8 protein-coding genes are annotated in these 14,279 nt (G+C 66.3%); 3 read left to right on the top strand and 5 right to left on the bottom strand.

Annotated elements, in window-relative coordinates:
• Positions 1-152: 152 nt before the first annotated feature.
• Both xylB and xylA read right to left on the bottom strand, forming a co-directional pair.
• Positions 153-1,658 (bottom strand): xylulokinase, encoded by a 1,506-nt coding sequence (gene xylB / locus ACQGNJ_RS05940; protein ID WP_426688318.1) that lies wholly within the window; start codon positions 1,656-1,658, stop codon positions 153-155.
• Positions 1,659-1,700: 42 nt separating this feature from the next.
• The gene (xylA, locus tag ACQGNJ_RS05935; protein WP_426688317.1) at positions 1,701-3,017 is read right to left on the bottom strand and encodes a xylose isomerase; all 1,317 of its coding nucleotides are present in this window, start codon (positions 3,015-3,017) and stop codon (positions 1,701-1,703) included.
• Between the two features lie 354 nt (positions 3,018-3,371).
• On the opposite strand from xylA, the gene ACQGNJ_RS05930 reads away from it, so the two are divergent.
• Positions 3,372-4,562 carry a XylR family transcriptional regulator gene (locus tag ACQGNJ_RS05930; protein ID WP_426688316.1) on the top strand — a complete coding sequence of 397 codons (1,191 nt, stop codon included), beginning with the start codon at positions 3,372-3,374 and terminating at the stop codon, positions 4,560-4,562.
• Between the two features lie 296 nt (positions 4,563-4,858).
• On the opposite strand, the gene ACQGNJ_RS05925 is transcribed toward ACQGNJ_RS05930, so the two are convergent.
• The 3 genes from ACQGNJ_RS05925 to ACQGNJ_RS05915 are packed head-to-tail and all read right to left on the bottom strand — an operon-like array spanning position 4,859 to position 9,396.
• Positions 4,859-6,964 (bottom strand): oxidoreductase, encoded by a 2,106-nt coding sequence (locus ACQGNJ_RS05925; RefSeq protein ID WP_426688315.1) that lies wholly within the window; start codon positions 6,962-6,964, stop codon positions 4,859-4,861.
• Positions 6,965-6,969: 5 nt separating this feature from the next.
• On the bottom strand, positions 6,970-8,274 hold the full coding sequence (locus ACQGNJ_RS05920) for an amino acid permease (protein WP_426688314.1): 1,305 nt from the start codon (positions 8,272-8,274) through the stop codon (positions 6,970-6,972).
• Positions 8,275-8,325: 51 nt separating this feature from the next.
• Positions 8,326-9,396, bottom strand: coding sequence for an aromatic ring-hydroxylating oxygenase subunit alpha (locus ACQGNJ_RS05915; protein ID WP_426688313.1), 1,071 nt, complete (start codon positions 9,394-9,396; stop codon positions 8,326-8,328).
• A gap of 273 nt (positions 9,397-9,669) precedes the next feature.
• Between ACQGNJ_RS05915 and ACQGNJ_RS05910 the strand changes: the two genes are divergently transcribed.
• Together ACQGNJ_RS05910 and ACQGNJ_RS05905 are read left to right on the top strand one after the other, a co-directional pair.
• Positions 9,670-11,688 (top strand): tetratricopeptide repeat-containing sulfotransferase family protein, encoded by a 2,019-nt coding sequence (locus tag ACQGNJ_RS05910; protein ID WP_426688312.1) that lies wholly within the window; start codon positions 9,670-9,672, stop codon positions 11,686-11,688.
• Positions 11,689-11,736: 48 nt separating this feature from the next.
• On the top strand, positions 11,737-14,265 hold the full coding sequence (locus tag ACQGNJ_RS05905) for a TonB-dependent receptor (protein WP_426688311.1): 2,529 nt from the start codon (positions 11,737-11,739) through the stop codon (positions 14,263-14,265).
• The last annotated feature ends 14 nt before the right edge of the window (positions 14,266-14,279 follow it).

Raw genomic sequence — 14,279 nt, 5'->3', positions numbered from 1 at the left:
CCAACTTCAACGTGCCGGATCGGCCAGCTGCCCGTGCTGCGGGGCTGCGCTTGCATCAGGCACTTGTTGCAACTGGTTTTCGGCGAGCTCCACCCAGCTTCATTGACAGGTTTTCCTCCCCATCCCGTCAATGCAACCAGCGTGAACGGCACTCATCCTGCGCAGCTCTCTTCACCGGCCGAGGAGCCATCGCGACGCATTCCCTTGAGCCGGAGGTAGAGTTCGCGAAACACCGGCTGGCGCTGCTCGAGATAGTACTCGTGGCGCCCGTTGCACGGTTCCAGCAACTGCACCAGGGGTGGTCGCGGACAGGCGGTCGCTACGTCCGCATCACCATCCACCGCCATCCGCGCCAGGCGCGCCGCGCCCAGTGCCGGGCCGACCTCACCGCCATCGTGCAACTGCAGCGGTTTGCCGATGATGTCAGCCAGCATCTGCAGCCAGTAAATGCTGCGCGTGCCGCCGCCGATGACACTGATCGGCCCGGTATCGACGCCGGCGGCGCGTACCGCCTCGATGCCGTCGAGCAGGCCCAGACCCACGCCTTCGAGCACGGCGTGCGCCATGTCTTCGCGCCGCGTGGCCGACGTCAAGCCGTAGAACGTGCCGGCGGCATCCACGTCGTTATGCGGTGTGCGCTCGCCGTTGAGGTAAGGCAGAAACCACGGCCGCTGCACATCCATCGGGGCGAGCTGAGCCGCCTCGAGCATGCTGCGGATGGCGGCATAGCCACCCCAGCGTGCGGCCACGTCGAGGCAGCTGGCGGCGTTGAGCATCACCGACATCAGGTGCCAGGTATCGGGCAGTGCGTGGCAGAAACTGTGCACCGCCTGCTGCGGCCGCGCATGGAAACCATCGGACACGGCGAAGAACACGCCGGAGGTACCCAGCGACAGCATCGCCTGACCCGGCCGCACCACGCCCATGCCGATTGCGCCGGCCGCGTTGTCGCCGGCGCCGGCGGCGATCGCCACCTCGCCCATCGACCAGCGACGCGCCAGTTCGCCGCGCAGATGGCCGGTCACCCGCGGGCCTTCGATCACCGTCGGCATCTGCTCCTTGCTCAGACCGCAAGCCGTGAGCATGGCCGGGCTCCACTCACGCCGCGCCACGTCCAGCCACAGCGTGCCGGCGGCATCGGACGGGTCGGTCGCAAAATCACCGCTGAGCCGGTAGCGCAGGTAGTCCTTCGGCAGCAGCACCTTGTCGATGCGGGCGAACACCTCCGGCTCATGCTGGCGCAACCACAACAGCTTCGGCGCGGTAAACCCCGGCATCGCCAGGTTGCCGGTGATCACGCGGAAATTCGTCAGGCTTTCCAGCTCGGCGCACTCGGCGGCGCTGCGACCGTCGTTCCACAGGATCGCCGGGCGCAATACCTGTCCGCGCGCATCGAGCAGGGTCGCCCCATGCATCTGCCCGCTGAGTCCGATCGCCTCGATCGCCGCCGGGGACATGTCCAGCTGCACGACCTGCTGCAACAGCTGGTCCATCGCGGTGAGCGTGGCCTGCCACCACTGTTCCGGATCCTGCTCCGACCAGCGCGGATGCGGCTGTGACACGCTCAATGGCGCGAGCGCGCTGGCGCGCAATGCACCGCCACGGTCGAGCAGCACCGCCTTGACGCCCGAGGTACCCAGATCGATGCCGATGAACATCAGGCGTGTGCCCCGCACTGGCGGGCAGGCATGCTCATGGGCTCACCCATGGACGAAGCGGTTGACCAGGTTCTCCAGCCGCTCCTGCTCGCCACTGATGTGGTGCGGATCGAAGCCCTGGGCCAGCGCCTCCTCGCTGATGCTGGCCAGACTGCTGGAACTTCCCAGGATGCGCTGGCCCAGTTCACCGTCCCAGCCGGCGTAGCGGCGCGCCTTGAGTTCGCCGAGCAGGTCGTGTTCGATCATGTCCGCGGCGCGCAGCAAGGCCAACGCCAGCACGTCCATCGCACCGATGTGGCCATGGAACAGGTCGGCCGGACTGCTGCTCTGGCGACGCACCTTGGTATCGAAATTCATGCCTCCCTTGCTGAAGCCGCCAGCCTTGAGGATCTCGTACAGCACCAGCGTGCATTCCTCCACGCTGTTCGGAAACTGGTCGGTGTCCCAGCCGTTCTGCGGGTCGCCGCGGTTCGCGTCGATGCTGCCGAACACGCCCAGCGCGATCGCGGTGGCCACCTCATGATGGAACGAGTGCCCGGCCAGGGTCGCGTGATTGCCTTCGATATTCGTCTTGATCTCGCCTTCCAGGCCGAAATCCTTCAGGAAGCCGGCAACCGTGGCCACGTCGTAGTCATACTGGTGCTTGGTCGGCTCCTGCGGCTTCGGCTCGATCAGGATGTCGCCGTCGAAGCCGAGCTTGTACTTGTGCTCGACCGCCATGTTCATGAAACGACCGAGCTGACGGCGCTCGCGCTTCAAGTCGGTGTTGAGCAGGGTGTCGTAGCCTTCGCGGCCGCCCCACAGGACATAATTGGCGCCGCCCAGCTGCTGCGTGGCGGCCATCGCGTGGGTGACCTGGGTCGCTGCGTAGGCAAACACTTCCGGTTGCGGATTCGTCGCGGCACCGGCCGCATAGCGGGGATGCGAGAACAGGTTCGCGGTGCCCCACAGCAATTTCACCCCGGTCTGCGCCTGCTTCGCCTCCAGCACCTCGACGATCCGCGCGAAGTTGTCCGCGTACTCGCGCAAGCTGCTGCCTTCGGGTGCCACATCGGTGTCATGGAAGGTGTAGAACGGCGCGCCCAGGCGGGCAAAGAAATCGAAAGCGGCATCGGCCTTGGCCAACGCACGCGCCATCGGCTCGCCCGCGGCCTGCCACGGTCGCTCGAAGGTGGGTTGGCCAAACATGTCGACCCCGGGCCAGACGAAGCTGTGCCAGTAACACACCGCGAAACGCAGGTGCTCGGCCATCGTCTTGCCGAGCACCGGGCGGCCGGCGTCGTAATGGCGAAACGCCAGCAACTGCTCGGTGTCCGGCCCTTCGTAGCGCACTGGCGCGATGGAATCGAAATACGACATGGGGTTTCCTTGCAATGAACGGGTAGTGGGGAGGTGGCATCGCCGCCACGACACCTTCGGGGAGAGGGTTGGACGCTGGCAGCGGCGCCGGGCATGCCGCTCCAGCAAGAACGGGCCCCGGCGACCAAGCCCGCTGATTCGCGATTCATGCTGCGGGCAGCGCGGGGGCAGCGCAATTACGAAATTGCCCAGAGTGACTGACGTTTCTTCTTTTGCGCCTGCGGCAAAGCCACCGCGCGCCCCATCGACCCGTGCTAGCCTCCGAGCGAGCCGGGATTGACCCCGACCGCAGTCGCAGATTCGGGTACAGGCAGGCGGAGTGCCGCGTACCCGAGACGCCGCATGGTGACCGAGATGAGCAGTCCACATGGTGTCCATCGCATCGCGTTGCTGTTCAACGCGAACAAGATCTACGACCGGCAGATCATCGCTGGCGTGGGCTCGTACCTGGCATCCACCCGGGTCAGCTGGGACCTGTTCATGGAAGAGGATTTCCGCTGCCGTCTGACCGGCCTGGCCGAATGGTGTGGCGACGGCATCATCGCCGACTTCGACGATCCCCAGGTCTGCGCAGCCCTGCGCGAGGTGAATGTGCCGGTGGTCGCCCTGGGCGGTTCCTACACCGATGCCTCACGCTACCCCGAAGGCCTGCCTTACATCGCCACCGACAATGCCGCGATGGTGCGGCTGGGCTACGACCACCTGATCGAACAGGGGCTGGAACACTTCGCGTTCTACTCGCTGCCGGTGGCACCGGCACACCGCTGGGCGGAAGAGCGCGAGCGGTTGTTCGACAGCATGGTGGCTCGCGACGGCCTGAAGAGCTTCATCTACCACGGTCACGCCACCAGTGCGGCGGGTTGGAGCGATGCGCTGGAGGCGCTGGTGGCCTGGCTGACATCCCTGCCGAAACCGGTCGGCATACTCGCCGCAACCGACGCGCGCGCGCGCCAGTTGCTGCAGGCCTGCATGATGGCGGACATCGCGGTGCCCGACGAAGTCGCCATCGTCGGCATCGACAACGACCCGCTGGCACGCACCTTGAGCCGCATCCCGCTGACCTCGGTGCAGCAGGGCACCGAGGAAATGGGTCGCACCGCGGCCCACCTGCTGCACCGCATGTTGCATGGAGCAGACTGCAGCGACACCCGCGTGGTGGTGCCGCCACAAGGACTGCACGTGGCCGCATCCAGCCTGCATCAGAGCCGGCGCAGCCCGCACGTGATGCGTGCACTGCATTACATCCGCCAATATGGCTGCCTCGGCATCCGCACCGAGCAGGTGGCGAACTACGTCGGCGTGTCGCGCTCACTGCTGGAAGAACACTTCCGCCGCAGCCTCAAGCGCAGCGTCCACCAGGAAATCCTGCGGCACAAGCTGGAAATCGCGCAGGAGTTGTTGCGCGGCGGCGAATGCAGCCTCGCCGACATCGCCGTGCGCTGCGGCTTTACCTCGGTGCAATATCTGTACACCGTATTCCGCCGGGAACTCGGCTGCACACCCAAGGCATTCCAGGAATCGCAGCACGCCGAATTGCAGGAGTGAGGGGGAATGTGCGCCAGGTGAGTTGATGCCACCTTCCTCCCTGACCCGCGTTCAAACCCCGAGCAGACCGCAGCAGTTCACCATCCGTGGCGCAAGCAACGGGAAGTGAGCCGATGCCTGTCCGCGTTAGGTACCGCTGCGCCATCCGGCCAATGCCTGAAGCGACGTCGAGCGCAGCTTGACCCGGATGGCGAAAGGAAACCGGGCTGCGGCAATCCAGCAAGCGTCCTTGCTGCCTCGGACGTCGCCTGGCGCGCGTACCGGTCATACGCGGCTCGACCGAATCGCTCCTCGCCTCAGCGCGTGAGCGGTACGGACACATCCATGTCCCTCAACAGAGGATCCGGCCCGGCTGCATGGAAATGCCGCTTGAACGCCACCTCGCCCACGGCGGGCTCCTCCAACTCCCGCGCATGGCGATGCCCCGCATACACCGCGTGCGCAATCAGCCCCGGTGCTTCGGCGTCGCCGATGCAACGCACTGACTGGATGCCGGCGTCGGCCCATTCGGCTTCGCGCAGCAGCAGGTCCTGGTACAGCGCGTCATCGGGCAAACGCGCGGTGACCGCGATGACCGCGTCGCAGGGAAGTTCGCGCATCTGGTGATCCCAGACATTCTCCAGCTGCAACACCTTGCGATGGAATGCAGCGATGTTGTGCGACACCAGCGGCTCGATGCCGAGTTCGGCCATGCGCTTGCGGATATGCCGGTAGTCCAGCGTGTGCTGGCTCCACGGCGCGATGCTGTCGTCGGTGCTGACGTAGGTTACTTCGCAGCCGCGCTGGCGCAGCAGTTCGGCGGCGACGCTGGCGTAGTAGAAGCCGTCGTCGTCGAACACCACCACACGACCTTCCGGGTAGAGGCCGTCCATCAGGTCGTCGGGCGTGAACACGCGCGCATTGTCGAGGAAGCCCTCGATCGCCGCGCCGTTGCTGCGGCCGTAACCGTCGCGGCGCCAGTGGCAGCCGGTGGCGAGCACCACGTGGTTGGCGCCGAAGTCGAGCACGTCCTGGGCGCTCAGTGCAGAGTCGAGATAGACGGCCACATTGGTGAGCTTGTTGATCTGACCGACGCGCCAGTCGCGCACGCGCGCCCATTCGGCCAGCCCCGGCAGGCGCGCTTCGCGGGTGACCCGACCGCCGAGCTCCTTGCGCGCCTCGGCCAGGCTCACCGCGTAACCGCGCTGGCCCAGCGCGCGCGCAGCTTCAAGGCCCGCCGGGCCGGCGCCGACCACCAGCACGCGGCTGGCCGAGCGCTTCGGCGCGATGCGCTCCGGGTGCCAGTCCTTGCGCCACTCCTCGCCCATGGTCGGGTTCTGCGTGCAGCGGATCGGCGAGATGGTCATGTCGCCGGAGACGCAGATGTTGCAGCCGATGCATTCTCGGATGTCGTCGCTGCGGCCTTCCTCGATCTTCTTCGGCAGGAAGGGATCCGCGATCGACGGACGCGCGCAACCGATCATGTCCAGCACGCCGCGCTTGAGTTGCGAGACCATGGTGTCCGGCGAGGTGAAGCGACCTACGCCGACCACCGGTTTGCTGGTGGTCTTTTTCACGAAGTCGATGAACGGTTCCTGCGCGCCTTCGGCCGCGAAGCGCGAGGGTACCGAGTCGTTGTACCAGGCGGCGATGTTCACGTCCCACAGGTCGGGCAGCTCGGCCAGCATGGCGACGATCTCCTTCGCCTCGGCCAGCTCGACGCCGCCAGGGCCGAGCAGTTCCTCGGTGGCGAAGCGCAACGCCACGGCGCAGCGGTCGCCCACCGCGTCCTTCGTGTCCTCCAGCACCTCGCGCAGCAGCCGCACGCGGTTCTCCAGCGAGCCGCCGTACTCGTCGCTGCGCTGGTTGCGCCGGCGCTGCAGGAAATGCATCGCCAGCGACAGGTCGTGTGCGGCGTAGACGTAGATGATGTCCATGCCGGCGCGCTGGCCGCGGATCGCCGCCTCGCGATGCCAGCGGCGGTATTCGCGGATGTCGTGTCTGGTCATCGCCCGCGCCTGCGACGGATAGCCGTATTTGGACGGCTGGTGCGATGGCGCGATCAATACCTCGCGCGAGTACAGGTTGGACGCGGTGGGACCATTGTGGGTGAGCTCCAGCGCCGCCAGCGCGCCGTGCGCGTGCACCTTGTCGCACATCAGCGCCAGCGCGGGAATGTCGCGGTCATCCCACAGCCGTGCTTCCACATAGGGAGTGAGATCGCCGCTGGGATGGATCTCGCATTCCTCGGTGGAGACCACCGCCCAGCCGCCCGCGGCCTTCATCTCGCGCATCGCCGCATGCGCCAGCGGCATCGCGTGGCCCATGCCATTGCAATGCGGCACCTGGAAGAAGCGGTTCTTGGCGGTGACCGGGCCGATCTTCAGCGGGGTGAACAGGATGTCGTAGCGGGGATCGCGCATGGGGCTCAGGCCTCGACCGGTTTGCGGCGCAGTCGCATGAAGGCATACAGCGGCAGGCCAGCGGCGATCAGCCCCAGCGCATACACGAACGGCTCGCCGCCGATGCCGACGAAGGCGAACACCACGTAGACCACGCCGACGCCAGCCACCAGCAACACGCTGCGCCCGCTGCAGCCCGGCGTGCCGCGTCGCCACAACACGCCCAGCGCCAGCGCGCAGCACAGGTACAGCGGCAGGTTGGCCGCGGTGACCACCCGCGTGAGGAACGTGAACGCCGCGACCAGCGAGCTGCTGTAGCTCATCCATACCATCACCGACGCCAGTGCCCCGGTGATCAACAGGGCGGCTACCGGCGCGCCATGGCGGTTGCCGCGCGCGACCAGCGGCGGCAGCACGCCGTTGTCGGCCATGGTGCGGGTCAGCTGGCCGGCCAGCAGGGTCCAGCCGTTCAACGCACCCAGTCCGCTGATCACCACGAACAGCGCCAGCCAGCGGCCGAAACCGGCGCGCCCGAAGTGGTCCATCAGCAATGCAAACGGGGCGCTGGCATTGGCCAGCACGTCCTGGCGCAACAGCAGCAGCGGCACGGTCGAGACCACCACATAGATCACCGCCACCAGCACGGTGCCGGCCATCGTCGCACGCGGAATGGTGCGGCCCGGATCGTTGACGCGTGACGCCGGAATGCTGGCCGATTCGATGCCGAGCATGGCGAACAGTGCGATGGTGGACGCGGCCATCACGCCACCGAACGTCACCGGCGTGGTCGGCAGGTGGGCCACATAGCTGCCCGGTGTCGTCAGCAGTACCCAGCCGCCGAGGATGGCGATCGCCAGCATCGGCAGCAGCTTCAAGGTGGTGGTGACAATCTGCACCACCCCGCCGGTGCGTACGCCGAACAAGTTGACCAGCACGAACAGCCACACCAGCCCGAGCGCGAACCACACCGCTGGAATCACCGCGAATTGCGGCATCACCACGGTGAGGTAGCCGACCACGCCGGTGGCCAGCGCCGCGTTGGTCAGCCACAGCGACACCCAGTAAGCCCACATCGACATGTAGGCGGGCAGTTCGCCGAGGGTGTCGCGGACGTAGCCGTAGGGGCCATCGGCGCCCGGCAAGGCCGCGGAAAGATGGGCGAACACCCGCGCCAGGGTGAGGCAGCCGAACAGGGTGATGCCCCAGCCGATCAGCGCGTTGAAACCGTACGGCGCCAGCGACGACGGCAGCAGGAAGATGCCCATGCCGATCACGTTGCCGACCACCAGCGCGGTGCAGGTCCAGAAGCCGATCCGGTTGCGCTCTCGCATGGCGGCGTCTACCTGTTCAGTTCGACGGATGCATGGGCGACAGCCATCCGCTCACGCCGATTCCCCGGCCGGACCGGCGTAGGCCGCACGCAGCAGATTCTGGAAGTGCCACACGCCGCCCTCGCGTTTCGGGCACAGCCGACCGGGCGTATACGCGCCCGAAGCCAGCCCGCGCTGCACCGCCTCGCAGATGCCGATGTCCTCGTTCTGCACTTCGTCGCTGAAGCTGCGGTCGGCATCCATGCGCGCCTGCGCCTTGGGATCCTGCGCGTAGTAATAGTCGAACACGATGCGGCAGCGACCCGGCCCCAGCGGCAGGATGCGGTTGGTCTGCAGCCGGCCCGGCATGATGTTGAGCATCACGTTGGGGTAGATGAAATAGTAGAACGCCTCGCCGTCGCCGTAGATGTCGCCGCTGTTGCGCAGCGGCGAGGACTGCAGCGAATGCCATGCGAACAACTCGGTGTCGTAGGCGCGGTAGTCGAGCACCTTCGACAGGCCCGGATGCACGTGTGGCAGGTGGTAGCCCTCGAGGAAGTTGTCGACGTAGACCTTCCAGTTGCAGTCGATGTCGTAGGTGTCGCGGCGCAGGTAGCGCATCGCCGACAGGTCGATCGGCGCGATGCGTTCGGCGATGCCCGCATAGACTTCCTCGAACGGCGGCACGGCGTCGTCCAGCGCCACGAACACCAGGCCCTGCCACTCGTGCACGCGCAGCGGCGGCAGGCGGATGTCCTCGACGCGGAAGTCGCAGGCATCCTGCATCTCCGGCGCGCTGCGCAGCTGGCCTTCCAGCGTGTAGGTCCAGCCGTGGTACTTGCAGTGCAGCGCCCGCGCGCCCTTGCCGTTGCACAGCGCCAGTGGGCCGGCACGGTGACGGCAGACGTTGGGGAACGCCCGCAGCACGCCGTCCTGACCGCGCACCAGCAACAGCGGCACGCCACCGACCTGCTCGACCACGTGGTCGCCCGGCGCGGCCAGTTGTTCCTGCTGTGCCACCAGCTGCCAGCTGCACGCGAACACCGCGCGCTGCTCCATCGCCAGCATCGCCTCACCCGCGTAGTAGCGCGCCGGCAAGGCGCGTGCGCGATTCAGCTCCTCGGCCTTGGTGTCATCAGGCATGACGGATTCGATCCCCTGGTGGAATGGGCGCGACAGTTGGCTGTGCACGTTGCGAAGCAGTGTATGCCCGATCCCGGCTCGGGTGGGTGGTGCGCCTGACGGCGGCGTTGCCTGGTTCGTGATCAGGCCTACTATCACCCGGCGATGTTCGGATGTAGATTGCCACGAGTCCCACGAGGAGTCGTCGTTGCCGATGCCATGCGCTGAGTCCACGCTGCGCCGCGCCAGTTCCGACCGGCATCGGGCCACCCCGCTTCCACGGTGGTCGCGGCCATGACGGAGGCCTCCGCCACCGGCACGCTGGAACAGGCGCTCGCCCATGCCGGGCACCTGCTGGAGAACGACCCCGCGCAGGCGATCGAGCAGCTTGGCGAGATTCTTCAGGTAGCCGAAGGACACCCCGCCGCCTTGCGCCTGCTGGCGCTCGCACGGTCACGCGAGGGCGATGATCAGGGCGCCCTCGACATCCTGATTCCGCTGGCGGTTACACAGCCGAACTGGGCCCTGCTGCATGCCGAGCTTGGCATGGTCCTCGGCCGCCGCGGTCGCGGACAGGAGGCGATCGGCGCACTGCGCCATGCGGTGACGCTGAAGCCCGACCTGCCGCAGGCCTGGAGGGCGCTGGGCGATCATCTGATGGCCGCCGGTGACCAGGACGCCGCCGACGCGGCGTACGCCAGTCACGTGCGGTATTCCACCAACGATCCGCGGCTGCTGGAAGCGGCCATCGCGCTGGCCGAAAATCACCTTCCGGTGGCCCAGAGCCTGCTGCGCGAGCAACTGAAACAGGCACCCACCGACGTGGCGGCAATTCGCATGCTGGCCGAAGTGGCCGCCCGACTGGGCCGCAACGAGGATGCCCTGCACCTGCTGGAACGCTGTCTGGAACTGGCCCCCGGCTTCCATGCCGCGCGCCAGAACTATGCCCTGCTGCTGCATCGAAGCAACCGATCGGAACAGGCACTGATCGAGATCGAGCGCCTGCTTGCCGCGGAACCCGGGCATCTGGGCAATCGAAACCTCAAGGCCGTGGTGCTGTGCCGAACCGGCGATTACGCCTCGGCCATCGATATCTACGCCGACTTGCTGAAGCACTACCCGCACCACGTGAAGATCTGGGTCAGTTACGGCCATGCGCTGAAGACCGCCGGCCACACCGGGCAGGCGATCGAGGCCTATCGGCGCAGCCTGCAGCTGGAACCCTCATCCGGCGAAATCTGGTGGAGCCTGGCCAACCTGAAAACGTTCCGCTTCAGCGCCGATGAGCTGGCGGCGATGCGCGCGCAGCTGGCCCGCGCCGATCTTGCCGCGGACGATCGCCTGCAGCTGGAGTTCGCCGTCGGCAAGGCCCTGGAAGACGCCGCCGATTACGCATCCTCATTCCACCATTACGCCCGCGGCAACGCCCTGCGTCGCGCGCAGGCACCGTACAGCGCCGACGACATCAGCGCGCGCGTGGCGCACATCCGCCAGCGCTACACGCGCGAGTTTTTCGCGGCGCGCGCCGGTGCCGGCAGCCCGGCCCGCGATCCGGTCTTCGTGGTCGGGCTGCCCCGCGCCGGTTCCACCCTGATCGAGCAGATCCTGTCCAGCCACAGCCAGATCGAAGGCACCATGGAGCTGCCGGAAGTCACCTCGATCACCCGCTCGCTGCGCATGCAGGGTGCCGCTGACAGCGCGCTGCCCTACCACGATGCGCTGGCCGAACTGGATGCCGATGCACTGCGTGCGCTGGGCGAGCACTACCTGGCGAATACCCGGGTCCAGCGCAAGACGTCGGCACCCTTGTTCATCGACAAGATGCCGAACAACTTCATGCACCTCGGCCTGATCCAGCTGATGCTGCCGAACGCGAAGATCATCGATGCGCGTCGCCACCCGCTGGCCTGCGGCTTCTCGGTCTTCAAGCAGCACTTCGCGCGCGGGCAGGCTTTCAGTTACGAGCTTGCCGACATTGGTCGCTACTACCGTGACTACGTGGCGCTGATGGCCCATTTCGATACGGTGCTGCCCGGCCGCGTCCACCGCGTCATCTACGAGCGCATGGTCGACGACACCGAAGGCGAAGTGCGTCGGCTGCTCGACTACTGCGGGCTGCCGTTCGAGGATGCCTGCCTGCGCTTCTTCCAGAACACGCGGCCGGTACGCACCGCCAGTTCGGAACAGGTACGCCAGCCGATCTACCGGGAGGGGGTGGATCACTGGCAACACTACGCTTCGTGGCTGGGGCCACTGAAAGCTGCGCTGGGACCGGTGCTGGACGCCTATCCGGACGTACCCGCACTGGAGTGACTGCCACTGTTTCCGCTGGATTGTCGTGAACTGGAAAGGGGAGAGACCATGCACGAAAGAAGATCCACACCGACCACCCGACCGCATCGGGCACGCTTGAGCCGACTGCCGCTGGCGGCGGCGATCTGCCTGGCCATTGCCGCACCGGTGCTGGCGCAGGACACCGGCCAGTCGGGCAGCGACGCGCAGGCGGCCAAGCCCAAGACCACCACCCTGTCCGAGGTCACCGTCACCGCGCAGAAACGCACCGAGAATCTGCAGAAGGTGCCGATCAGCATCAATGTGCTGGCCAACGACCAGCTTGAAGCGCTGCATGTGCAGAACTTCAACGATTACGTGAAATACCTGCCCAGCGTCACCTTCCAGCAAGGCGGTGGCGGCATTGCCACCGGCCCCGGCTTCGCCAGCATCTACATGCGCGGGGTGGCCAGCGGCGGCAACACCAACCACTCCGGCTCGCAGCCCAGCGTGGGCGTGTACCTGGACGACCAGCCGATCACCACGATCCAGGGTCCGCTCGACGTGCACATGTACGACATCGCGCGGATCGAGGTACTGGCCGGGCCGCAAGGCACCTTGTATGGCGCCAGTGCCGAGGCCGGCGCCCTGCGCATCATCACCAACAAGCCCGACCCCAGCGGTTTTGCAGCCAGTTACGGCATCAGCACCGACAAGGTGGGCCATGGCGGCGTCGGTTTCACCACCGAGGGCATGATCAATATCCCGATCAGCAAGAGCGCGGCGATCCGCCTGGTCGGCTGGCACGAGCACGACGCCGGCTACATCGACAACAAGGCCGGCTCGCGTACCTTCCCGTCCTCGGGCATCACCGTCAGCAACGCCGGCGATTGCACCCCGAGCGCGACCCTGGTGTGCTCCGGTCATGCCAGGAAGCACTACAACGACGTCAATACCAACGGCGCCCGGGCGGCGCTGAAGATCGACCTGGACGACGACTGGTCGATCAGCCCCACGCTGATGGGACAGCAGACCATTTCGCACGGCACCTTCGCCAGCGACCCGCAAGTGGGCGACCTGGCCGTGACCCACTACTACCCCGAGCGCGTGGACGACCGCTGGTGGCAGGGCGCGCTGACCGTGCAGGGCAAGATCGGCAATTTCGACCTGACCTACGCCTACGCGCACCTCAAGCGCAACCAGGAGGAATCCACCGACTACAACGACTACGCGTTCTGGTACGACAGCCTGTACGGCTCCGGCGCCAGTTTCTACGACAACAACGGTGCACTGATCAACCCGTCGCAGCACATCACCGACCGCGATCACTACACCAACAGCAGCCATGAGTTGCGCATTGTCTCGCCCAGCGACGATCGCCTGCGGCTGGTGGCCGGTGCGTTCTGGCAAAAGCAGAAGCACGACATCCTGCAGAACTACCAGGTCGACGGGCTGTCTTCGGCGCTGTCCGTGACCGGCTGGCCAAACACCATCTGGCTGACCCGGCAGGTACGTTACGACCGCGATGAATCGGTGTTCGGCGAACTGTCCTTCGACTTCATCCCGGAAGTGCTGACCGCCACCGTCGGCGAGCGCTATTTCCGCACCAGCAACAACCTCTACGGCTACTACGGCTACAGCGCGGGCTTCTCGCCGAGTTCAAGCTACGGCGAGGCCGGCTGCATCTCGGCCGAGCCGTTCCTCGGTGCGCCCTGCCTGGACTTCAACAAGCGGGTACGGCAAACCGGTTCACTCAACAAGGTCAACCTGACCTGGAACATCACACCCGCGGCCATGGTCTACCTGACCCGCTCCAAGGGCTTCCGTCCCGGCGGCGTCAACCGCGCCGGCCAGCTGCCGCCGTACCAGGCCGATTTCCTGACCAATCTCGAGCTCGGCTGGAAGACCAACTGGTTCGGCAACCGGCTCTCCTTCAACGGCGCGGTGTTCCGCGAAACGTGGAACGACTTCCAGTTCAACATCCTCGGGCCCAATGGCCTGACCATCATCAAGAACGCCAATTCGGCGCGCATCGACGGTCTGGAGTCGCAACTGAACTGGCAGGCCAGCTACAACCTGAACCTCAGCGCCGGCGTTGCCTTTTACGATGCCAAGCTGACTGCCAACTACTGCGGCTTCACCGATACCAACGGCAGGCCGGTCACCGATTGCCCGGCCAGCATGCTCAATCCGTCGACGGGCCTGTACGGGCCGCAGGCGCCCAAGGGCACCCAGCTGCCGATCACGCCACGCTTCAAGGGCAACCTGATCGCGCGTTACACCTTCAGCGTGGGCGACAGCGACGCGTTCGTGCAGGCGGCACTGGTCCACGTGGGAACACGCACCACCGACCTGCGCCTGGTCGAGCGCAACCTGCTGGGCAATCTTCCCGCCTACAATTCCGCCGACCTTTCTGCCGGTATCCAGAAGAACAGCTGGTCGCTGAACGTGTACATCGACAACGTGTTCGACAAGCGGGCCGCGCTGTACAAGTTCGCCGAGTGCGGCGTGCAGGTCTGCGGTGCCCACAATGTGGTGGCGGACTACCCCAACGGACAGGTCTATACCGGCTTCAGCCAGCCGCGCACCTTCGGCATCCGCTTCAAGCAGGACTTCTAGCGACCGCTCGAAAG

The sequence above is a fragment of the Rhodanobacter ginsengiterrae genome (assembly GCF_050026815.1).
GTDB lineage: Bacteria > Pseudomonadota > Gammaproteobacteria > Xanthomonadales > Rhodanobacteraceae > Rhodanobacter > Rhodanobacter ginsengiterrae.
The sequence above is the reverse complement of the archived record's forward strand: the minus strand, read 5'-3'. Positions and strand labels throughout refer to the sequence as shown.